This is a genomic window from Paracoccus laeviglucosivorans (genome assembly GCF_900182695.1).
Classification (GTDB): domain Bacteria; phylum Pseudomonadota; class Alphaproteobacteria; order Rhodobacterales; family Rhodobacteraceae; genus Paracoccus; species Paracoccus laeviglucosivorans.
The window spans coordinates 138628-161824 of sequence record NZ_FXTK01000003.1 but is presented as its reverse complement, the minus strand read 5'-3'; the positions used below and the strand labels follow the sequence as shown (position 1 = coordinate 161824).

Sequence of the window (23197 nt, the reverse complement as noted above, 5' to 3'; positions counted from 1 at the left end):
TGTTCCGAAATACAGAATAAAGCCCATGGATCGTCTCGCTTCTATGGAACTCTTCGTACGCATCGTCGAGCGCGGCAGCTTCAGCGCCGCGGCGGCAGATCTTCGTATCTCCCGGCCCGTCGCGACTTCAGCAATCAAGGAGATGGAGCAGCGGCTCGGGGTCCGGCTCCTGCAGCGCACCACTCGTCATGTGCAACCGACCGAGGAGGGGCAGGCATACTTCCGCAGATGCCTCGCGATCCTTGCCGATATCGAGGATGCCGATCGCGGCATCAGCGGCAAGGTCGCGGGTGTGCTCCATGTGGGTGCCCCCGGCTATCTTGCCCGGACCATGCTGCTGCCGTCGCTGCCGGCATTTCTCGCCTCGCATCCGGCGTTGACGGTGCGGATCAGCGAAAGTGAGCGTTATGTCGATCTCGTGCGAGAAGGGATCGACTGTGTGGTGCGCGGCGGCGTCCTCGGCGACAGCGAGATGATCGCACGGCAGGTGGGCAATCTGGAGGAGATAACCTGCGCCAGTCCCGATTATCTGGCCCGGCACGGCGTTCCGCGATCCCCCAAGGATCTTGAAGGGCACCTGATGATCGGCTTTGTGTCGTCGCGCACGGACCGGCCTCTGCCGCTGGAATTCACTGTGGCGGGGGCGATGGTCGAGATTGCGTTGCCGTCGCGCCTGCAAGTGTCAGCTGCGGAGACAAGCGCCGCGGCTGCAAGGCGGGGCATGGGGATCGTTCAGGCACCGCGCGCCCGCTTCGTTGACGATCTGGCCTCTGGCGCGCTGGTCGAGATCCTCGAAACCTTCCGGCCAAGCCCGACCCCGGTGTCGGTGCTCTATCCCAGCAGTCGCCAGCTCTCCCTGCGTGTTCGGGTCTTCGTTGACTGGCTGATCTCTACTCTCGGTCCACAAATCGGAGGCGCAACGAAATAAGGCGGGGAGTAACCTCCTGATACGGTGCATCCTGAAGAGTGCCGATCGACTTGCCAAGACTGCCAGGAGCCGAAGGTTGTTTTCGTCGAGGCCCGATTACGTCCGCGTGTGGATATTCCGCCGCTCTCTCTGGCGTTCGCGGGCCGGATGAAACGTCCTTCACTGCTCGGGCTTGATCCGGCTTTGCGGGTGCAGTCCGGCTCGCCGTCTCTGTGGGATGAAAGCGATGCTGCACCGAACACAAATGTCCAAGAGGGGCTCCGAGCCACATGCTGCGGCACAGCGACCGGCAGATTTCGGGCACTTATCTAATTCCCGATCAGACCGAGCGCTCGGCCCATTCCCGCCGGTCAGATGCAACACAGTATTCAGATGTCGCTGCGATCACTATCCATCCGCATTGCTCCGCAGAAAGTCGATCAGGTGCCTCAGGGCGGGAGGCGTCTGGCGGCGGGCCGGATGATAGAGGTGGACGCCGTCGAAAGGTGGGCACCAGTCGTCCAGCACCTGCTCTAACATCCCGCATGAAAGTGCCTCGCGCACGTCGTCCTCCATGAACAGCCCGACGGTTTCGCCCAAAAGGACCACCGCCATCGCCAGATCGACGGAATTGCAGGTCAGCGGCCCATCCACCCGCTGTCGAAGATCCCGCCCGCCTTGTGTGAACTCCCACGGCATAATGGTGCCGCTGGTCAGGTTGTGATACCCCACGCAGGAATGGTTACGCAGATCGCGGGGATGCGCTGGACGACCATGCGCGTTCCAATAAGTCGGGGTTGCAACGACGATGTGGCGCAAGGGCGGACCCACGCGCACCGCTATCATGTCCTTCTCGACATCCTCGCGAAAACGAAGCCCTGCGTCGAAGCCGTTCGCCACGATATCCTGAAACCCGTCATCCACCGTCACCTCGACCCTGATGCCCGGATGCGCGCTTAGAAATCCTGGCAGCCGCTGTGCGAGGAAGTTCGAAGCAACCCAATGGAACGTGGTCAGCCGGACCACGCCTTCGGGGCTGTCCCGCCAGTCCGACAGCGCGGCCAGTCCGGTTTCGATCTGGTTCAGCGCGGGTCCCAGCTGGTCAAGAAGGCGCCTCCCGGCCTCGGTCGCGGCGACCGAACGGGTCGTGCGTGCCAGCAGGCGCACGCCAAGCCGCGCCTCCAGCCCCCGCATGGCATGGCTCAGCGCCGAGGGCGAAACGCCGATCTCGGCTGCGGCGGCGGTGAAGCTACGGCATCGAGCTACGGTTGCGAATGCAGCCAGATCATTGAGCGGCGGTCGCGCCATTGCTGAATTCTCCTCACAGGCTCATCGCAGGGATAGCGTCTAATCCACGCCATGGCATCCGCTATCTTCATTGATGAACACAGGAGATACTTAATGCAGATGACCGACTATCGCAGCTTCGGACGTTCCGGCCTGATCGTCAGCCCGCTTGCGCTTGGCACGATGACCTTCGGCGCAGGACGCTGGGGCGCGGACGAAGACACCTCTCGCGCCATCTTCGACACCTATGTCGCGGCGGGAGGCAACCTGATCGACAGCGCCGATGTCTATAGTGGCGGCGAAAGCGAGCGGATGCTGGGCCGCTTTCTTGGCGACAGCAGGTTGCGCGACCGTCTGGTGATCTCCACCAAGTCCGGGTTTTCGCGTGCCGATGGGCACCCGATGCATGGCGGCAACGGCGCGTTTAACATACGTGCGGGGATCGAGGGGGCGCTCCGGCGGCTTGGGACCGACCGGATCGACCTTTACTGGATGCATGTCTGGGACCGCGTGACCCCCGCCGACGAGGTGCTGCGCACTCTGACCGATGCCGTCGCGCGGGGGGAAATCCTGTATTACGGCTTCTCGAACACCCCCTCATGGTATGTGGCCAAGGTGGCGACGCTGGCCGCCGCGCATGGCCTGCCGGGTCCGATCGGCCTGCAATACGCGTGGTCGTTGGTGGAGCGCGGTGTGGAACTGGACCTGCTGCCCATGGCGCAGGAGTTCGGCCTAGGCATGATGCCGTGGAGTCCGCTGGCAGGCGGCTTGCTGACGGGGAAGTACGGGCGCGAGAAGATTGCGGAGGCTGGTGAGGGCGCGACAGTGCCCAGCGGCGCGGATACCGGCGAAGGCGCGAAGGAACGCCTGAATGGCGCCAACCCCTATGGCGGGATGCTGTTCACCGAACGCAATTTTGACATTGTCGATACGGTGCGCGAGGTTGCTGAGGAACTGGAGGTGCCGATGGTGCAGGTCGCCCTAGCTTGGGTGCTGCAACGACGCGGCATGGGCTCGTTGTTGCTCGGGGCCAGTCGGCCCGATCAGGTTCAGCGCAATATGGCAGCGCTGGCGCTCTCCTTCTCTGACGATCAGCAGGCGCGGCTGGACCGGATCAGTGCGCTGCCCGCGATCAACCCCTATTTCATCTTCGACATTCCGCGCGAGATTCTGTTCGGTGGGACCTCGGTCACGCCTTGGATGCGCGGCTAGACAATGGACGCGGCGCCGCGCTAATTTTAGCTAGCGAAAGCAAAGCATTATTGGCGATTTACGAACCTGACTCCGTCAGCGGCCTGAGAGAATATGGCGCCTGGAGAATGAGTTTCGGTCACATACAGACGGGAACGGTGAAGCCGTCTTCACGCATAACTGTCGAAAATAACGATAAAATGTTGCCGCTGCGATTTTGGGAGATTGGTTTTGCCAAGCGAAGTGGCGGAGGAGGTGGGATTCGAACCCACGGTGGAGTTACCCCCACGTCGGTTTTCAAGACCGGTGCATTAGACCACTCTGCCACTCCTCCGACCGGACGGCACTAGCGTAAGCGCGGGGCCTCGGCAAGAGGCCCCGCGACGGCTATTCGGCGGCGCTGCGCGACATGGGGTTGTTGGGATGCGTCGTCCAGTTGGCATAGGGGCGGACGGGCTGGCCGGTGCGCTGGTCGATCTCTCCGATCGCCAGCTCGCGCATGGTGATGCAATTCTCGACCGGGCAGACGTCCAGACACAGGTTGCAGGCCACGCATTCATCCTCGCGCACGCGAAAGACACGGCCGGGTTCCATGGCGATGGCCTGATGCGACGTATCCTCGCACGCGGCATAGCAACGGCCGCATTTGATGCAGGCGTCCTGATCGATCACCGCCTTGGTGGTATAGTTCAGGTTCAGGTATTGCCAGTCGGTCACATTCGGCACCGCGCGCCCGATCAGGTCCGACATGGTGATGTCCTTGTCGTCCAGATATTCCCGCAGGCCCGAGATCATTTCCTGCACCACCTTGAAGCCATAGGTCATGGCGGCGGTGCAGACCTGCACATTGCCTGCGCCAAGCGCCATGAATTCGGCGGCGTCGCGCCATGTGGTGATGCCGCCGATGCCGGATATCGGCAGGCCCGCGGTCGCCGGATTGCGGGCGATCTCGGCCACCATGTTCAGGGCGATGGGCTTGACCGCCGGACCGCAATAGCCGCCATGGCTGCCCTTACCGTCAATCGTTGGCTGGGGCGAGAATAGGTCCAGATCGACCGAGGTGATGGAATTCACCGTATTGATCAGGCTGACCGCATCGGCGCCGCCGCGCCGCGCGGCCTCGGCGGGTTTGCGCACATCGGTGATGTTCGGGGTCAGCTTGACGATGCAGGGCATGCGGGAATGCTGTTTGACCCAGCGCGTCACCATTTCGATATATTCCGGCACCTGACCGACCGCCGACCCCATGCCGCGTTCGGCCATGCCATGCGGGCAGCCGAAGTTCAGCTCGACCCCATCCGCGCCGGTATCTTCGATCTGGCGCAGGATGGCTTTCCACGATTCCTCGTCACAGGGGACCATCAGGCTGATGATCAGCGCGCGGTCGGGATAGTCGCGCTTGACCGATTTGATCTCGCGCAGGTTCACCTCAAGCGGGCGGTCGGTAATCAGTTCGATATTGTTGATGCCCAGCACACGCCGGTCGGCACCGTAGACCACGCCGTAGCGCGGGCCGTTGACATTGACGACCGGCGGGCCTTCGCTGCCCAGGGTCTTCCAGACCACGCCGCCCCAGCCAGCCTGAAAGGCGCGCCGAACGTTGACTTCCTTGTCGGTGGGCGGGGCAGATGCCAGCCAGAACGGGTTCGGGGATTTGATCCCAATGAAGTTCGAGCGCAGATCAGCCATGGGCGGCCTCCATCAGTTGCGCGTGAATGTCTTCGGCAGCATCGCGGCCTTCGGCGACGGCGGTGACGGTCAGATCGTCCCCCCCCGAGGCGCAATCGCCCCCGGCCCATATGCCGGGGATTGAGCTGCGGCCCGGCCCGGTGACAGCGATCTTGCCGCGCGTCAGGGTCAGCGCGTCCGGCGCACCGTCCAGCCGCTGCCCGATGGCGCGCAGCAGTTGATCGCAGGGCAGGCGGAAACGCTCGCCCGTGTCCGTCAGGCTGTCATCCGTGAACATGAATTCGATTTCGCGAACAGCGCCGTTGCCGATGACGCGCAAAGGGGCGGCGTTGCAGATGATGCGGACGCCATGCGCGGTGGCATGGTCCTGTTCGTGCCGACTGGCCGACATGCGCGACTGGTCGCGGCGATAGACGATGGCGACGTTCTGCGCACCCAGCAGTTTGGCCTGCACGGCGGCATCGACCGCCGTCATGCCGCCACCGATCACAACCACATCGCGGCCCACGGGCAGGGCGGACAGATCGCCGGCCTGCCGCAGGTCGCGAATGAAATCCACGGCGTCATCGACATTGCCGCGCTCCTCGCCTTCGGTCTGCAGGGCGTTCACGCCTTGCAGTCCCATGCCAAGGAACACCGCGTCGAAATCGGCTTGAAGACCCGCAAGCGTCACGTCGCGCCCCAATGCCATGCCGGGGCGCAGGGTGATGCCGCCGATGCCCATCAGCCAGTCCACCTCGCGCGCGGCGAAACCCTCGACGGCCTTGTAACTGGCGATGCCGTATTCGTTCAGCCCGCCGGGCTTGGGGCGGGCGTCGAAGATCGTGACCTCATGCCCTTTTGCGGCAAGGCGATGCGCGGCGGACAGGCCCGCCGGACCGGCGCCGACCACGGCCACGCGCTTTCCGGTGGCCGGACCGCGGCGAAACGGATGGTCGTCTTTGGCCATCAGGTGATCGGTGGCATAGCGTTGCAGCGCGCCGATCTGGACGGGCTTCCCTTCGGCGGTTTCGCGCACGCAGAACCCTTCGCACAGGTTTTCGGTCGGGCAGACGCGGGCGCAGATGCCGCCAAGGATGTTCTGATGAAAGATGGTCTTTGCCGCCGCATCCGGCGTTCCCGTCGCGATCTGACGGATGAACAGCGGAATGTCGATGGATGTGGGACAGGCCGTGACGCAAGGCGCGTCATGGCAGAAGTAGCAACGATCGGCAGCCACCCGCGCCTCATGCGGGGCAAGCGGTGGTGCGTGATCGGAAAAATTCTTCGCATATGCCTCGGCGGGCAAACGACCGGGGACGACACCGGGCGTAAGCTGGCTGTTGGTCATCGCATGACCTCCCTGCTGGCTTTGTTTTTATGACAATCAGGCTCTCACAGGTCCGTTTTTTTATCAAACGGTAAAATTCTGCGGCGACTGATTTGCGGAAAACCTAGGCAGGCAGTTCCAGCGTCGCCGCAAGTCCGCCGATTTCCGCCCGTTCCAGCCGCAGCCGCCCGCCATGCAGCGCGGCAATATCCGCCACGATGGCCAGCCCAAGGCCCGAGCCGGGCGGGCCGGTTTCGTCCAGACGCCCGCCGCGTGCCATCGCGATGGCATGATCTTCGTCGCTGAGGCCGGGGCCGTCATCGGCAATCGTGATGCGCAGCGCATCGACCTGTGCCCATGCATGGATCAGAATGCGTCCGCCCGACCATTTCACGGCGTTTTCGACAAGGTTGCCGATCATCTCCTCAAGATCCTGCCGCTCGCCGGCAAAGGACGCTGCGGGGGGCAGATCCAGATCGACGCGGATGCCGGAATCGCGGATCGGGCCGCGCAGGACCATCAGGATGTCATCGACGACCGGGGCCAGCAGCGTGCGATGCCCCAGCACGCGCGGCGCACCGGAACTGCGGGCGCGGCGCAGGTGCCAGCCGATCTGGCGGTCCATCCGGGCGACCAGCGCGTGACCGGGATGGTCGGGGGGCAGGCTGTTATCCAGCGCGGCCAGCGGGGTTTTCAGCGAATGGGCCAGATTGCCCACATGCTCGCGCGAGCGTGCAAGGACGGCGCGGTTCTGTTCCAGAAGCCCGTTGATCTCGGCGGCCATGGGGCGCAGCTCCGACACCGGGGGCAGGGGCAGCGCCTCGGCCCGGCCCGCGCGGATGGCGCGCAGGTCACGGCCCAGCTTGTCCAGACTGCGCAGACCTGCCGCGACCTGCAGCACGCTGGCCGCCGCCAGCGCCAGACCCAGCACGGTCAGCGAAATCGCCAATGGGCGGCGCAGGCGGGACAGGCTTGCGTCGATTTCGGCCCCCGGAGCGGTGACGATAACGGCCAATGCCGATCGGGTATCGGGCAGCGTGAAATCGTGGCGCGTGACGCGCAGCGGCTCGTCCGCAGGACCAAGGCCGCGCCCGCCGATGAAATCTGCATCCGGCGCGTTCAGCACATTGTCGAAAAGCGAGGGGGATTTCGCGACGACGACGCCATCCTGCGTCAACTGCCAGAACCAACCCGACAGGGGAATGTCGAAATGCGGATCGCTGGGGGCAGGGCCTGCGACCAGCCGTCCTTCGGCGTCGATGCTGGCCCCGGCGATCAGGGCATCGGCCACCGCCTCGGCCTCGGCGTCGAAACGGTCGGTGATGAACTGGTCAAGGATCGCCGCAATCGCCAGATAGCCCGCGACCAGCGCGACACCGATCAGCAGGGCGGAAAGGCCAATCAGCCGCGCCCGTATCGAATCGGGAAATCTCAACCGTCGGCCCGCAGGATGTAGCCTTCGCCGCGACGGGTTTCGATCAGCCCTTCGCCGATCTTTTTGCGCAGGCGACCGATGACCACCTCGATCGACTTGAAGTCGCGGTCGGCAGCCGCGTCGTAAAGATGGTCCGACAGTTCTGTGCGGCTGACGATGCGGTTCTGATGGTGGATCAGATAGGACAGGATTCGGGTTTCAAATCCCGTCAGTTTCAGCGCCATGCCGTTGCGGGTGATGACGCCAAGCTGGCTGTCCAGCCGCAAGGGTCCGGCTTTGATGACCGCCTGCGCATGACCGGCGGCGCGGCGCACCAGCGTCTGGGCACGGATGACCACCTCCTCAAGGCGAAAGGGTTTGACAGCGTAATCATCGGCCCCCGCCCGAAAACCGGCAACCTTGTCGGTCCAGTCGCCCCGCGCGGTCAGGATCAGGACGGGCATGGTCACGCCCCCGTCGCGCCAGCGGGTCAGCACCTCGATCCCCGGCAATCCGGGCAGGCCAAGGTCAAGGATCGACAGCGCATAGCTTTCCGTTGCGCCCAGATATTCGCCCTGTATGCCGTCATGCGCGATGTCACAGGCGAAACCGCCATCATTCATGGCCCGAGAAAGCTGTCCGGCCAGAACCGGATCATCCTCGACGATCAGGCATTTCATTCGCTGTCTCCGTCCCGGCGGCGCGCCTCGGTCAGGCCGGCGCCCGCCACTTCAAGAAAATCCCCGGTGCGCGCGTCCAGCCGGATCAGCAGCACATTGCGCCGCTTGGTCATCAGGCGCAACTCATGCACCAGTTCGACCCCGCGGGCATGCTCGTCCTGATGCGGGGGGGCAAGGCGGGCGGCGATCAGGCGGCCCCGGAAGCGTTGACCGGCGATCTTGGCCGCTTCGTGCAGGGGAATGACGCGGAAACCGGGATCGGCCAGCATTCCGAACGCATCATCGTCCGGCAACGCGTCCATATCGCGCGGCTGTGCCATCGGTGCGCGATGCAGGGCCAGCGCGATCGCCAGCGCCAGCCCCAGGCACAGGGCCGCGCGCATCATGATTTTAGGCCGATGGAACTGGGTCATGACGCTATTTCTAATGCCGCGAAACCAAACGGATACCAAACGGCCCGTTGGAATTCGGTTGGTGACAGGTGATGTAGGGATGATTCTCATGGGGCCAAGCGTGCCCCGAATGATGACGAAGCAAGGAAACCAGACATGAGCAGATTTCTTTCCTCGACGGTGGCGGCAGGCGCGCTGATCGCGATGCTGGCAAGCCCGCTTGCGGCGCAAGAAGCGCATGAGGCCGCCCCGCCCGCAGCGGGCCACGCCGAGGCGGCCCCGGTCGATCTGCCGCAGGTGCTGCGCGATGCCGGCATGACCGAGGCCGTGGGCAGATCCACGCGCCACGGAATGCGGGTCGAAGGCAAGATCAACGATGCCACCGTCAGCGCCTTCCTTGATGATGCGGGTCAGCTGCGCGGTCTGCGCGCTGCTGGTGAGGACGCGGTTCTGCCGCAGCCTCTGGTCGAGCGGCTGGTGCCGCAGGCCGTCCGCGATCAGGCGATCTATGGCGAACTGGGCCAGATCAAGGCGGTCTTCATGGGCGGTCGCGGCATCATGATGGCGGGCACCGACGCGCAGTCAAACCCTGTTCGCGCGGTGTTTTCCGAGGACGGCACCCTGCTGCGCTTTGGCCGTGGCGATGACGATCGCGGACCGGGCATGGGCCATATGGGCCGCGACAAGGGTGAACATCGGGGCCGTCACGGCGATGACCGGGGCGGCAAGCATGGCAAGCCGCATGGCGACCGCGAACATCGCGGCGATCACGGCCCCCGTGGCGACGGTCCGCGCGGCGATGGTCCCCGTGGCCCTGCGCCTTCGCCCGACGATGTGCGCGCCAGCCTGACCGGCGCGGGCTATACCGCGATCGGTGAAATCCTGCAGCAGGGTCATGTGACCGTCGCGCAGGCCACCAACCCCGAGGGAGAGCCGGTGCTGGTCGAACTGGGCGTTGACGGCAAGGTTCTGCGCGAACTCAACCGCTGATTTCCGCTGAACATGGTCACAGGGGCGCGACTTGATGTCGTGCCCCTTTCTTCTTTGCGAAAATTCGATCAACTATTGGCAAGGGCTTGCCATCTGCGGTGAAAAGGCTTGCCTGATCGTCGTCACAATGTCACATCCGCACCGAAATTCTGGTCTTGTCAGGCCGAAAATAGGAACTGCCGATGCATCGTCGTGAATTCGTGATCTCAGCCGGGGCGGCGCTTAGTGCCGCAAGTGCCCTGTCGTTGGGAGTTGGTTCGGCCCTTGCCCAAGAGGCGCCCGCCACGCCACCCGCTGCGCCCGAGGGCCAGCCCGAGGCGCAGCCCGCAAAGCCTTTTGGTTTTGACGATGTTGTGGCCATGGCGCAGGATCTTTCCTCGCGCGCCTATGCTTACCGGGATGCCGATCTGGTCGGCAGTTTCGGCAACCTGACCTATGACCAGTATCGCGGCATCCGGTTCCGCCGCGACCGCGATCCCTGGGTTGGCAGCCGCGATTTCGCGCTGGACCTGCTGCCGCCGGGTGCGATCTTTCATGAGCCGGTCGATATAAGCCTTGTCGATAATGGCGTGGTGATCCCGGTCAAGTTCGACCCGCATATGTTCGAATTCGACCCGGCACAGTTCCCCGATGGCGTCGATTACGACACTATCGGCAATATGGGCTTTTCGGGCTTTCGCTTGCGTGCGCCCCTGAACCGGCCCGATGTCATGGACGAATTTCTGGTGTTCCAGGGTGCCAGCTATTTCCGTGGCGTGGCCCGTGGAACGCTTTACGGCGTTTCAGCCCGTGGTCTGGCCATCGGCACCGGCAGCCCCGAGGGCGAGGAATTCCCGCTGTTCCGGGGCTTCTGGATCCACAAGCCCAATCCGCAGGATCGCTATGTGATGATCCATGCGCTTCTGGACAGCCGCTCGGTTTCCGGGGCGTTCGAATTCCGCATCACCCCCGGCGCGGAAACCGTGTTCGACACCCGTGTGACGTTGTTCCCGCGTCAGGAAATGACCACTGTGGGCATCGCGCCGCTGACCTCGATGTATTGGTTCGGCCCGACCGACCGCACGCGGGTCGATGATTACCGCCCCGCGGTCCATGACAGCGACGGGCTGCAGATGCTGAACGGCGGCGAACAGCGGCTGTGGCGCGTGCTTTCGGGCCATTCGACGCTGCAGACCTCGGCATTCATGGATCAGGATCCGCTGGGCTTCGGCCTTGCGCAGCGTGCCCGCAGCTTCGACGCCTATCAGGACGCCGAGGCGCGGTATGAAAAACGCCCCTCGGCGTGGATCGCGCCGCAGGACGGCTGGGGCAAGGGCACCGTCTCATTGGTCGAAATCCCGGTGCAGAACGAATTCAACGACAATATCGTGTCGTTCTGGCAGCCCGCCGACCCGCTGCGGCCCGGCAACCGCTATGATTTCAACTATATGCTAAGCTTCGCGCCCGAACCGCCGGACAGCGCCCCCATTGCCCGCGTGGTCGAAACCATGTCGGGTCTGGCGGTGAACAATCCGGCATCGCGCACCTATGTCATCGACTACGACCTTGACCTGTTCGGGCCGGACGATCCGGTGCCGCAGATCAAGGCGTCGTCGGGCAATATCGGCCACAGCTACCTGCTGCGCCTGCCCGATCAGGGCAGAATGCGGCTTGCCTTCGAATATCTTCCCGAAGGGGCGAAACTTGCGGACCTTTCGGCGGTTCTGAATGGACCGGAAGGCCCGCTAAGCGAAAGTTGGATCGCACGCTGGACGCGCGAGTGAAGACGTGACCGAAATCGAACCGACGCATCAGCCGCAAGACCCGCCCGCGGACCGGCCTTCGCTGCCGCTGTCAAGCGAGGCTGCGTGGGACGCGCTGGACATTGAGCTGCCGGGTGGCCCCGCAACGCCGCCCGAGCAACCTTTGGACATGCCCGAGCAGAACCTGCGCGGGCGCCCCCCGGTGGGGCCCGATGCGGGCTGGCCCAGCATCCGCACCATGCTGGCCCGCCTGATCGCCTTTGGCGGCGCAGGCACGATCGCATGGATCGGCTATCGCCAGATGAGCGAGGTTTTCGGGCCGGACGTGACGTTCCTGCAAACCGTGCTGCTGGTCTTTTTCTGTATCACCTTCACCTGGGTCGGCTTTTCCTTCGCCTCGATGATCGCGGGATTTCTGGCCCCGCGGATCGAGACGCCCAAAGGCCCGAACAATGCCCGCATCGCGGTCATCATGCCGGTCTATAACGAAGACAGCGCGGCCACTGCGGGTCTGCTGGCTGCTTTGGCGCGTGACCTTTACCGCGTGGGTCTGGGCGACAGGACCGAGATTTTCGTGCTGTCCGACAGCCGCAAGCCCGGTCCGGTCTTTGAAGAAATGTTGGCAATCAGCCGGTTGCGCGACATATCTCCGGTGCCGGTGTGGTATCGTCGCCGTCAAAGCAACAAAGGCCGCAAGGCGGGCAATGTCGCCGATTTCGTCATGCGTTGGGGTGGGCGCTATGAACAGATGGTCGTGCTGGATGCCGACAGCGTGGTCGGCGCGTCCACGATCAAGGCGCTTTCGGCACGGATGAATGCCGATCCTGCCATCGGGCTTTTGCAGACCATGCCGATGTTGGTCGGCGGGCAGTCGATCTTTGCGCGGCTGACGCAGTTCGCGGGCCGCATCTACGGTCCGGCGATTGCCCGTGGCGTCGCGGCCTGGTCGGGCAATAGCGGCAATTTCTGGGGTCATAACGCGCTGATCCGGGTCGCCGCTTTCGCGCAATGCTGCGGTTTGCCAGAATTTCCGGGCCGCGCCCCCTTTGGCGGCCACATCCTGAGCCATGACTTCGTCGAGGCCGCGCTGCTGCGCCGTGCCGGCTGGAAAGTGCGGCTGGATCACGACCTGCGCGACAGTTTCGAGGGCAGCCCGCCCACGCTTCTGGACATGGCCGTGCGCGAACGTCGCTGGGCGCAGGGCAACCTGCAACATGCCCGCCTGATCTTTTCGCGCGGCTTCACATGGACCAACCGCGCGCATTTCATCATCGGCATCCTTGGCTTCCTGATGTCGCCGATCTGGTTGGCGATGATCCTTGTCGGTCTGGCGCTGTCGGCCAATGTGCTGCTGTCACGCCCGGATTATTTCCCCCAGACCTATCAGCTTTTCCCCGAATGGCCGGTCTTCGACCCCGTGCGGATGCTGTGGCTGTTCGTGGCCGCCATGTCGTTCCTGCTGGTGCCGAAATTCATCAGCATCTTCCGGGCTTGGGCGCGGCCCTTGGCGCGGAATTCGGGCGGTCCGGTGCGGCTGCTTGCCTCGGCCATCTTCGAGATCGTGCTGTCGGCGCTGATCGCACCGGTGCAGATGCTGATCCAAAGCCGCCAGATCTTTGACATCCTGCGCGGACGCGATTCCGGGTGGGAGGCGCAGGTCCGGGCAGGCCAGATGCCGCCGTGGTCCACCGTATTGCGCCGCCATTCGCGCCATGTCCTGCTGGGACTTGGCACGCTGATCGTGCTGGCGATCTTTTCGCCGGGGCAGCTGGTCTGGCTGTCGCCCATTCTTGCGGGGCTGATCCTGTCGCCCATGACCTCGCGCTGGTCGGCAAGCCCGGTCTTTGGTCGCTGGGCGCGTCGTCAGGGCCTGCTTGTCACGCCCGAGGAACGCGATGCCCCCGAAATTCTGGCCGCCGCAAACGCGCTAAGCTACCGCATCGCGGCCACGCTGCCGCGTGACGGGATCGCTGCCATGGGTCGCGATCCGGCGATGCAGGCGCGCGTCGCCTCGCTTTTGCGGGGCGGTGCGCCGCGCGGTCCCGCCGCTGGTCGTCTGGACGCCATCTCGGCCGAGGCGAAACTGGCCCATTCCGCCACGCAGGGCGAGGCGCTGAGCTTCCTGACCGAAGCGGAAAAACTGGCCATGCTTGAGGATCGCGGTCTGGTGGATACCTTCGCGAAGCTGCCCAAATGAAGCGGATCATGGCGCTGGACATGCTGCGCGGTTACGCGCTGGTCTGCATCATGGTGGACCACATGCCGATCGGCGTGCTGCGCAACGTGACGCTGGCGAATTTCACGGTCTTCGACGCGGCCGAACTGTTCGTCCTGCTGTCGGGCTTTCTGGTCGGCATGGTCTGGGTCAAGGTCGAGGCCAAGCATGGCCGCCGCGCCGCCCAATGGCGTTTTCTGAAACGCGCCTATGAGGTGTGGCTGGCGCTGGTTCTGGGCGCGGTGCTGCTGGCCGCATTCTCGCATTTCCTGTTCGAGATAAAGCTGAACCACACCGCCGTCTGGTTCAAATACGCGCTGTGGCTGTTCGAAAACCCGGCGGGCTATATCGCCACGGTGGGGCTGATGTGGATGCAGCCGAACCTGCTGGATGTGCTTGCGCTTTATGTCATCATGCTGGTGACTGCGCCGATCACCGTGCCCTTCCTGCTGCGCGCGCCCTTTGCCGCGATGGCGGTTTCCGTCACCGTGTGGCTGTGCGCCGAGCCGCTGAACGCGCTGATCCCCAACCAGCGCCCCGGTCCGGGTCTGCTGTTCAATCCGTTCGGCTGGCAGCTTTTGTTCTTTATCGGCGTAGGCTTGGGCGCGTTCCGGCGCCAGATCGTGCCTGCGTTGCGCAAGCATGGGCAGGTGCTGACCATCGCCTCGGTCGGGGTGCTGCTGTTCTGCCTGTCGGTCACGCTGGCATGGCGCATCGGTGAGCCTGCCAAGGCCGTCAGCGCCGCCCTGAAAATGGTCTATGGCTCGATCGACAAATGGTCGCTGGACGGGCTGCGGCTGATGGCGATCATGGCGGCCAGCTGGCTGGTCGCGGTGCCTTTGGCCAAACCATTCGAATGGATGGCGAACACGGCAATTGGTCGTGCATTCGGCGAAATTGGTCGCGGCGGGCTTTGGTCCTTCATAAGCTGTGTTCTGCTGTCGATCTGGGGCGATGCGATGGACATGATGGCTCCGCAGGATTTCACGGGCTTTCTTCTGCGGCTTGCCATTGATATCTGGGTCATCGCGGCGCTCTGGGTCTCGGCCGCGCTATGGCTAAGGCGCGACGAATGGATGGGTCGGATCAAGGCGCGCTTCGCCACGCGCTGACAACGCGGGGACAGATATGAAATCGGACATTCAGATCGCACGCGAGGCGAAGAAACGCCCCATCGCAGAGATCGCGGCAAAACTGGGCATGGGACCGGATGATTTCCTGCCCTTTGGCCATGACAAGGCAAAGCTGACACATGAATTCGTCGGCGGTCTGGCGGATCGTCCGCAAGGGCGATTGGTGCTGGTCACAGCCATCAACCCGACCCCTGCCGGAGAGGGTAAGACCACAACCACGGTCGGTCTGGGCGATGCCCTGAACCGCATCGGCAAGCGCACCACCATCTGTATCCGGGAAGCGTCGCTGGGGCCCAACTTCGGCATGAAAGGCGGGGCTGCCGGTGGCGGCATGGCCCAGATCGTGCCGATGGAGGATATGAACCTGCATTTCACCGGCGATTTCCACGCCGTGACCAGTGCGCATAACCTGCTGTCGGCGATGATCGACAACCATATCTATTGGGGCAACCAGCTTCGCATCGACCCGCGCCGGATCACATGGCGCCGCGTGATGGATATGAACGACCGGGTGCTGCGCCAGACCGTCGTCGCGCTTGGCGGTCCCGCGAACGGCTATCCGCGGGAAACGGGTTTCGACATTACGGTCGCGTCCGAGGTGATGGCGATCCTGTGCCTGGCATCGGACATTCACGATCTGGAGGAGCGGCTGGGCCGCATCGTCATCGGCTACACGATCGAGCGTGAGCCGATCACCGCCCGCGACATCGGGGCCAATGGTGCGATGACGGTGCTGCTGCGCGATGCCTTGCAGCCCAATCTGGTCCAGACGCTGGAGAACAACCCGGCGATGGTGCATGGCGGACCGTTTGCCAATATCGCGCATGGTTGCAACTCGGTCATGGCAACGCGGTCGGCGCTGGCGCTGTCGGAATATGTCGTGACCGAAGCGGGCTTTGGTGCCGATCTGGGGGCGGAAAAGTTTCTGGACATCAAATGCCGTCTGGCGGGACTTTCGCCCGATGCCGTGGTGCTGGTCGCCACCGTGCGCGCGCTGAAGATGAATGGGGGCGTTGCCCGCGCCGATCTGGGGGCCGAGGACGTCGCCGCGCTGACGCGGGGCTGTGCCAATCTGGGCCGTCATATCGAAAACCTGCATGCCTTTGGGTTGCCGGTCGTGGTGGCGATCAACCACTTCACCAGCGACACCGACGCCGAGGTCGCGGCGCTTAAGGATTACTGCGCCAAGCATCACGTCAAGGCGGTGCTGTGTCGTCACTGGGCCGAAGGCGGTGCCGGGGCCGAGGAACTGGCCCGCGCCGTCGTCACCAATGCCGAAAGCGGCACGGCGCAATTCGCGCCGATCTATCCCGATGAGATGACGCTTTGGGACAAAATCCAGACCGTCTGCCGCCGCATCTATCGCGCCGATCACGTCGAGGCCCCACCCAGCGTCCGTGCCCAGCTTGAGACGTGGCAAAGGGCCGGGTTTGGCCATCTGCCGGTCTGCATGGCCAAGACGCAATATTCCTTCTCCTCGGATCCCACCGCGTTGGGCGCACCCACGGGCTTTACGATCCCGCTGCGCGAGGTGCGGCTGTCGGCGGGCGCGGGCTTTGTCGTCGCGATCTGCGGCGAGATCATGACGATGCCGGGCCTGCCGCGCGAGCCTGCGGCGCTGCGGATCGGGCTGGATGCCGATGGCCGTGTCGAAGGTCTGTTCTGAGTGCTGCGCGCCGGTTTGCCGTTTGCCTTGCCCGGAATGCGGGTCGGTCTGTTGGGCGGGTCGTTCGATCCCGCCCATCCCGGCCATGTCCATATCACCGAAGAGGCATTGCGCCGCTTTGGACTGGACCGGGTATGGTGGCTGGTCAGCCCCGGCAATCCGCTGAAACCGCAAGGTCCGGCTCCGCTTAAAGAACGGATCGCAACGGCAAGAAATATCATGCAAAATCCTGCGGTCCATGTGACGGGGGTCGAGGTGGCCCTAGGCACGCGCATGACCGCAGACACGATCGCTGGCCTGCAGCGCCTTTATCCGCGTGTGCGGTTCGTCTGGCTGATGGGGGCCGACAATCTGGTGCAGTTCGACCGCTGGGATCGCTGGAGCGAGATTGCAGGCCGCGTTCCCTTGGGCATCGTCGCGCGTCCGGGCTGGCGGATGCCGGCGCGTTTTTCCCGCACCGCTCGCATTTTGTGGCGAAACAGGATACCCGAGGGCAAGGCCATGCAACTGGCCGATCATGCGCCACCGGCTTGGTGCATGATCAACGTGCCGATGAGTAAGCAATCTTCCACTGCAATCAGGGCATTGCAAAGGAAAGTTGCGAAAAAGGATTAGACTATGCTGACACGTCGCGGGGTGCTTTTCGGCTTGGGCGCAATGGCGCTGGCGCCGCGGGGCTGGGCGCAATCCGCGCCGGTTTTCGATCCCGAGGCGGCGATTGCCGCTGCAAAACTGGGCGGTGACGTGGGTTTCGCGGTCATTGACGCTGCAAGCGGGCAGATGCTTGCCAGCCGCCATGCGGACCGCATGATGGCCCCGGCCAGCACGTTGAAGGTGGCGACGGCGCTTTATACGTTGGAGCGGTTGGGGCCGCAGCATCGCTTTACCACGCGCGTCTGGCGCGACGGCGATACCTTGATTTTGGCAGGCGGCGGCGATCCGGTTCTGGATACCGATGCGTTGTCGCGGCTGGCCGAAAGCACGGCGGCGGCCTGGCAGGGCACGCCACCCACACGCTTTCTGATCTGGGGTGGCGCTTTGCCCCGCATCGCGCGGCTGTCCGAAGCACAGGACGAATATCTGCCTTACAATCCAACTGTTTCCGGCATGATCCTGAACTTCAACCGCGTGCATCTAAGCTGGCGGGCTGGCAATCTGTCGCTGGAGGCGCGGGGCGAACGGCAATCGCCACGCGCTTATACCGTGGCCATCGGCGCCGCGGACCGATCGCGGCCGCTGTTCACCTATGACGGCACGGGCAAGCTGGAAAGCTGGACCATTGCGCGGGGTGCGATGGGCAAATCGGGGTCGCGTTGGCTGCCGGTGCGGCGACCCGAACTTTATGCGGGCGACGTGTTCCAGACCCTGTGCAGGGCGCGGGGGCTTGTGCTGCCCAAGCCCGAAGTGGCGGAGGCTCCGCCCTCGGGGCGCGAAATCGCCAACCTTCAAAGCCCGCTCTTGCCCGAGATTGTCACGGGGATGCTGGAATATTCGACCAACCTGACTGCCGAGGTGCTGGGCCTGACTGCAAGCGGTGCGCCCGATCTGGCAGGATCCGCGCGGGCCATGTCGGCTTGGATGGCAGGATTTGCGCCCCAGCAGGGCTTTGCCTTTCACGACCATTCCGGCCTTTCGCCCGACAATCGCATGAGTGCCGAGACACTGGCGCGGCTGGTTGCTGTGCAGGGCCGAACGCGGGGGCTGCGTCCGTTGCTGAAGCATATCCCGCTAAGGGACGCAGGCGGCAAAAAGATGGACAGCCCGATCCGCGTCGATGCCAAGACCGGGACGCTGAATTTCGTATCGAACCTTGCTGGCTATGCCGAAACGACGGGTGGGCGCGAACTGGCCTTTGCCATCCTGACAGGGGACGAGCCGCGCCGCGCCGCCAGCGAAGGCAAGGAATTGCCCGATGGCGTTATCGGTTGGACCAAACGCTCAAAGGCATTGCAGCAGGTCTTGATCGAGGGCTGGGTGGCCGGGGCAGGACAGGCGCAGGCGGGAATCACCCCCGACGCCGTCCTGCGCTAAAGGCGCTTACAACACGCGGTGACGGGCGCGGGTCGCGAATTCGATCGCTGCGGAATGCAGGCGGTCGATCTCAAGCTGGTCGCGGATTTCGACCAGCATCTCGGCCTCGACCTCGCCCAGACGACCGTCTGATGCGGCCACGTCGCAAGCCAGCAGATAGGCGGTTTCCCACATGCGTTGGGGCAGGGACTGGCGCACAAGGCCGAACAGGGCGTCCAGCCCGTCCTCTTCCTCGAACAAGGTCATCACGGTCTGAGACACTGCGCGGACGCGGTCGATGTCGTAATTGGCAAAGACCGGAGTGTGGTTCACGGCGCGTTCGATCGCCACCAGCTCTGCCGTGCGCAGGTTCTGGTCCGAGGCCGAGACGCCGACCATGACCGCCACCAGCGCATCGCAGGGCGAGAAGGAAGGAAGGCTGTCGGTCATGGTAAAACTCCATTGCGTTTCCGGGCGTAATTATTGACCATTCGCGCGCGTTTCAATACGGGGGAAAGCCTGACAATGGAGACCCGAAGATGACCGCTCAGCGTGATGCCGCGATGAATTCCAAAGCCTGGCCTTTCGAAGAGGCCCGCCGCGTGCTGAAACGCTATGAGAAGAAGGACCCAGAAAAGGGCTATGTCCTGTTCGAGACGGGCTACGGCCCTTCGGGTCTGCCGCATATCGGCACCTTCGGCGAAGTGGCGCGCACGACGATGATCCGCCGGGCGTTCGAGATGATCTCGGACATCCCCACGCGGCTGTTCTGCTTTTCAGACGACATGGACGGGATGCGCAAGGTTCCCGAAAACGTCCCGCAGCAGGAAATGCTGCGCGAGCATCTACAGGAACCGCTGACCACTGTGCCCGACCCGTTCGGTGAATATGACAGCTTTGGCGGGCATAACAACGCCATGCTGCGCCGCTTTCTGGACACGTTCGGGTTCCAATACGAATTCATCAGCGCGACCGAATATTACAAATCAGGCAAGTTCGATGACACGCTGCTGCTGGCCGCCGAGCGTTATGACGCCATTATGGAGGTGATGCTGGCATCGCTTCGCGAAGAGCGTCAGCAGACCTATAGCTGCTTCCTGCCGATCAGCCCCAAGACCGGCAAGGTGCTTTACGTTCCGATCAAGCATATCGACGCCAAGAACGGCACGATCACCTTTGACGAGGATGGTCAGGAAATCACGTTGCCCGTCACCGGCGGCAATGTGAAGCTGCAATGGAAGCCCGATTTCGGCGCCCGCTGGGCCGCGCTGGATGTGGACTTTGAGATGTATGGCAAGGATCACAGCACCAACACGCCGATCTATGACCGCATCTGCGAAATTCTGGGCGGCAGGAAGCCCGAGCATTTCACCTATGAGCTGTTCCTTGATCAGCACGGCCAGAAGATCTCGAAATCCAAGGGCAATGGCCTGTCGATCGACGAATGGCTGACCTATGCCTCGACGGAAAGCCTGTCTTACTTCATGTATCAGAAGCCGAAAACGGCCAAGCGGATGCATTTCGACGTGATTCCCAAGGCGGTGGATGAATACCATCAGCAGCTTCGGGCCTATCCCGATCAGACGCCGGAACAGCAATTCGCGAATCCGGTCTGGCACATCCACGGCGGCGAGGTTCCGGCATCCGACATGGTGGTGCCGTTCCAGATGCTGCTGAACCTTGCGTCCGTCGCAGGGGCCAAGGACAAGACGGGGCTATGGGGCTTTATCCGCCGCTATGCCCCCGATGCCAGCCCCGAGACGAACCCCGCGCTGGATCAGGCCGCCGAGTTTGCCGTGCGCTATTTCACCGATTTCGTGGCACCGACCCGCACCTTCCGCGCACCGACTGAGGTGGAGCGCCGCGCGTTGGAGGATCTGGCGGGCCGTCTTGCCGCTTGGGATCAACCCGCCGATGCCGAGGCGCTGCAAACCATGGTCTTTGCCATCGGCCGGGAACACGGGTTCGAGCCGATGAAGGACTGGTTCCAGGCACTGTATCAGGTGCTGCTGGGTGCCGATCAGGGGCCGCGTTTCGGCGGGTTCATCGCGCTTTACGGCGTCGATGAAACCAAGGCGCTGATCGAACGCGCGCTGGCCGGCGAATTGGCGACCGAAGCCACCGCCTGATCCACGACCCTGAAACGTTGCGCGCAGCCCCGTTGCTGCGCGCGCATGGTTAACCGTCGGTTAACGCCAGATCGCCAAATTCCTGTCCGAACGCGCGGCCCAAGGGCTCGCCTGATCTGACAAAGGAGAATTGGCATGGCTGTTGCTGTCGTGGGAAACAAGGCTTTGATGCCGCGCGAATTTCGGGCGGGGCTGAATTTCTGGTCCCGGACCGATGGCACCGCCGGATCGCCCAGTTGGGCTGGACAGGCGAATGTCGCCATCGTCCCGGCGGATGAAGATTTCGGCAGTTGCCTTGAAATCCTGAAGCAGCAAAGCGTGACATCCTTGCGCTATACCCAGCGCACGCCGATCAGCCCCGGCACGTATCTGCGCGTCTCGACCCGGATCAAAGCGATTGCGGGGAACATCCCGCAGGTCAGGATCGCGGCATATGCGGGCAATGCCTCGGGGGGGAATGTCGCGGGGGTCGTGCAAGTCGGGCCGACCGTCAGCATTCCGGGCTATGGCAACGTGGTCGAGGTGTCGGCCATCGTCGGCAGCGGCAGGCGCGACGGTGTGGACATGCCCTGGGGGCGCAACGCCACGTTCGGGCATTTCGGGCTGGACCTGCTGGGCGACAATAACGGATCGGTCCGCATCGAAAATCTGGTGATCGAGGACGTGACGGCGGCGTTTATGCCGGGGATGCTGGACTGGGTTGATGTGCGCGATTTCGGCGCGGTCGGGAACGGCACGGCCGATGACCGTGCGGCTTTTGTCGCGGCGAATGACGCGGCGGGCGGCGGTCAAATCCTTGTGCCGGCGGGGACTTATTTCATCGGCTCGGACCTGAGCCTGAGCGCGCCCGTGCGCTTTGTCGGCACATTGCGGATGCCGCGTGCGGCACGGCTGGCGCTGACCGGCAAGTTCGATTTCGCAAGCTATGCCGCAGCCTTTGGCGACGAGACCGAGGGGTTGAAGCGTGCGATGCAGGCGCTGTTCGGCTTTACCGATCACGCCGTGCTGGACCTGAATGGCCGCGTCGTGCATCTGAGCGAGCCGATCAAGGCTGCCGACTTCGCGCCGGGTCTGACCAGTTTTGCCAACCGGCGCGTGGTCACCAACGGCCAGATTTCGGCGACGCCGGGAACCGCTTGGAACAGCCGCGTCGTCAATTCGGTCGCGAGCTATAACCCGAACCAGCCGCTGATCCTGACCGGCGTCGCCAATGTCGCCAATATCGAGTTGGGCGCGCGCGTCAGCGGCAACGGCGTCGGGCGCGAGGTTTACGTCAACGCCCGCAATATCGGGGCGGGCACGGTTACGCTGTCGCATCCGCTTTATGGCGGGGCCGGGACGCGTAGCTATACCTTTACCCGCGACCGCTATGCTTTCGACTTTTCCGACATGGAGCATCTGAGCCGCTTCAATTTTGACGATGTGGAATTCCTGCTTGAGGGTAATGCCAGCGGTGTGATGCTGGCGATGACAGGTTCGATGAACTGTTTCCGCGACTGTTATTTCACGCGGCCCAAGGATCGCGGCATCACCTCGATCGGGACGGCCTGTCAGGGGATGCTGGTCGATCGTTGTGAATTCCTGTCTGACGAGATGGGTGATCTGGCGCAGAACCGCAAATCCGTCGCGCTGAACGTCAACAACAACGACACCAAGATCCGCCACAGCCGCTTCGTCCGCTTTGGGCATTTCGCAGTGATGAATGGCGGTGGCCACATGATCGAGGGCAATCACTGGTTTCAGGGCGACACCTCGCAGAACGGCGTGCGCTTTGGCGGGTTGGTGCTGACCCAGACCAATGTGCAGACCACGATTACGGGCAATTATATCGACAATTGTTCCATCGAATGGACGAACGAACACGACCCCAAGCCGAATTTCGAGGGGGAGGAATATTCCTTTGGCGGGCTGACGATCACCGGGAACACCTTCCTTGCCTCGGACACGACGCTTGGCTTCAACTGGCTGGTGGTCAAGCCATTCGGTACGGGCCATTTCATCCATGGACTGGCCGTGATGGGCAATGTGTTCAAGTCGCTGAACAAGAAGATCAATCGCGTGGACCGGGTGGATACGACCATCGCGGGCATGGATTACACGCGGATGCGCAACATCCAGTTTCAGGGTAATATGTTCAACGGCGTGCTGACCTATGTCGCAAATCCGGTCGATATCAAGTTCAGTCAGGCCACCGCTGCGAACCGCTGGATGGTGCCGGTCGATGTGGCCTTGCCCTTTGACGGATGGGCCCGCAACGTCGAGGCGCTGGTGGCCACGTCACAGATCAGCAATGCCGCAAACGGCCGGATCAGCGAGATGCCGTGGGTGCAGACCTCGTTGGGGTCGAACCGCAAACAGGTCGCTGTGAACTGGAGCGCGCCCGCACGCGGCGAAATCTCGATGCGGGTCAGGATGGACAGCCCGGATTAATTGGACAAACCCA

The 23197-nt window shown here is 63.4% G+C and carries 18 protein-coding genes and 1 tRNA gene; 11 read left to right on the top strand and 8 right to left on the bottom strand.

The window, feature by feature from the left end:
• Positions 1–25 precede the first annotated feature (25 nt).
• Positions 26–928: a LysR family transcriptional regulator gene (locus tag FN835_RS04620; protein WP_142662031.1), complete on the top strand. Its 903-nt coding sequence runs from the start codon at positions 26–28 to the stop codon at positions 926–928.
• Between the two features lie 387 nt (positions 929–1315).
• Here FN835_RS04620 and FN835_RS04615 read toward each other — a convergent pair whose 3' ends face one another.
• Complete coding sequence (locus tag FN835_RS04615; RefSeq protein WP_142662030.1) at positions 1316–2215, bottom strand: LysR family transcriptional regulator; 900 nt, start codon at positions 2213–2215, stop codon at positions 1316–1318.
• 93 nt (positions 2216–2308) lie between these two features.
• Here FN835_RS04615 and FN835_RS04610 point away from each other — a divergent pair, with 93 nt between their 5' ends.
• A complete protein-coding gene (locus FN835_RS04610) occupies positions 2309–3406 on the top strand; it encodes an aldo/keto reductase (protein WP_142662029.1) in 1098 nt (365 codons plus the stop codon).
• A 223-nt stretch (positions 3407–3629) separates the two neighbouring features.
• On the opposite strand, the gene FN835_RS04605 is transcribed toward FN835_RS04610, so the two are convergent.
• The 6 genes from FN835_RS04605 to FN835_RS04580 all read right to left on the bottom strand — a co-directional run bounded on the left by FN835_RS04605 (position 3630) and on the right by FN835_RS04580 (position 8890).
• A tRNA-Ser gene (locus FN835_RS04605) sits at positions 3630–3719 on the bottom strand.
• Positions 3720–3772: 53 nt separating this feature from the next.
• Positions 3773–5074 (bottom strand): NAD-dependent dihydropyrimidine dehydrogenase subunit PreA, encoded by a 1302-nt coding sequence (gene preA, locus FN835_RS04600; RefSeq protein ID WP_142662028.1) that lies wholly within the window; start codon positions 5072–5074, stop codon positions 3773–3775.
• Complete coding sequence (locus FN835_RS04595; protein ID WP_142662027.1) at positions 5067–6404, bottom strand: NAD(P)-dependent oxidoreductase; 1338 nt, start codon at positions 6402–6404, stop codon at positions 5067–5069. The genes preA and FN835_RS04595 overlap by 8 nt, the downstream gene beginning before the upstream one ends.
• A 103-nt stretch (positions 6405–6507) precedes the next feature.
• A complete protein-coding gene (locus tag FN835_RS04590; protein ID WP_142662026.1) occupies positions 6508–7818 on the bottom strand; it encodes a sensor histidine kinase in 1311 nt (436 codons plus the stop codon).
• Positions 7815–8477, bottom strand: coding sequence for a response regulator transcription factor (locus FN835_RS04585; protein WP_142662025.1), 663 nt, complete (start codon positions 8475–8477; stop codon positions 7815–7817). The genes FN835_RS04590 and FN835_RS04585 overlap by 4 nt, the downstream gene beginning before the upstream one ends.
• Positions 8474–8890, bottom strand: a complete 417-nt coding sequence (locus tag FN835_RS04580; RefSeq protein ID WP_246098650.1) for a PepSY domain-containing protein — start codon at positions 8888–8890, stop codon at positions 8474–8476. Before FN835_RS04580 ends, FN835_RS04585 begins: the two co-directional genes overlap by 4 nt.
• Positions 8891–9025: 135 nt before the next feature.
• Between FN835_RS04580 and FN835_RS04575 the strand changes: the two genes are divergently transcribed.
• The 7 genes from FN835_RS04575 (at position 9026) to dacB (ending at position 18646) form a co-directional block, all read left to right on the top strand.
• Positions 9026–9859, top strand: coding sequence for a hypothetical protein (locus tag FN835_RS04575; RefSeq protein WP_142662024.1), 834 nt, complete (start codon positions 9026–9028; stop codon positions 9857–9859).
• Between the two features lie 182 nt (positions 9860–10041).
• Entirely contained in the window at positions 10042–11622 is a 1581-nt protein-coding gene (locus tag FN835_RS04570; protein ID WP_142662023.1) for an OpgD/OpgG family glucan biosynthesis protein, read from the top strand.
• 4 nt (positions 11623–11626) lie between these two features.
• Entirely contained in the window at positions 11627–13798 is a 2172-nt protein-coding gene (gene mdoH, locus FN835_RS04565) for a glucans biosynthesis glucosyltransferase MdoH (RefSeq protein WP_142662022.1), read from the top strand.
• Positions 13799–13806: 8 nt separating this feature from the next.
• A complete protein-coding gene (locus FN835_RS04560) occupies positions 13807–14928 on the top strand; it encodes an OpgC domain-containing protein (RefSeq protein WP_246098649.1) in 1122 nt (373 codons plus the stop codon).
• A gap of 16 nt (positions 14929–14944) precedes the next feature.
• Complete coding sequence (locus FN835_RS04555) at positions 14945–16615, top strand: formate--tetrahydrofolate ligase (protein ID WP_142662020.1); 1671 nt, start codon at positions 14945–14947, stop codon at positions 16613–16615.
• Between the two features lie 3 nt (positions 16616–16618).
• Positions 16619–17230: a nicotinate-nucleotide adenylyltransferase gene (locus FN835_RS04550; RefSeq protein WP_142662211.1), complete on the top strand. Its 612-nt coding sequence runs from the start codon at positions 16619–16621 to the stop codon at positions 17228–17230.
• A gap of 3 nt (positions 17231–17233) precedes the next feature.
• Positions 17234–18646, top strand: a complete 1413-nt coding sequence (gene dacB / locus FN835_RS04545) for a D-alanyl-D-alanine carboxypeptidase/D-alanyl-D-alanine endopeptidase (protein ID WP_142662019.1) — start codon at positions 17234–17236, stop codon at positions 18644–18646.
• 6 nt (positions 18647–18652) lie between these two features.
• On the opposite strand, the gene FN835_RS04540 is transcribed toward dacB, so the two are convergent.
• Positions 18653–19075 (bottom strand): tellurite resistance TerB family protein, encoded by a 423-nt coding sequence (locus FN835_RS04540; RefSeq protein WP_142662018.1) that lies wholly within the window; start codon positions 19073–19075, stop codon positions 18653–18655.
• 89 nt (positions 19076–19164) lie between these two features.
• Between FN835_RS04540 and FN835_RS04535 the strand changes: the two genes are divergently transcribed.
• Positions 19165–20754 carry a lysine--tRNA ligase gene (locus FN835_RS04535; RefSeq protein WP_142662017.1) on the top strand — a complete coding sequence of 530 codons (1590 nt, stop codon included), beginning with the start codon at positions 19165–19167 and terminating at the stop codon, positions 20752–20754.
• A gap of 135 nt (positions 20755–20889) precedes the next feature.
• Entirely contained in the window at positions 20890–23184 is a 2295-nt protein-coding gene (locus tag FN835_RS04530) for a glycosyl hydrolase family 28-related protein (RefSeq protein ID WP_142662016.1), read from the top strand.
• Positions 23185–23197 lie beyond the last annotated feature (13 nt).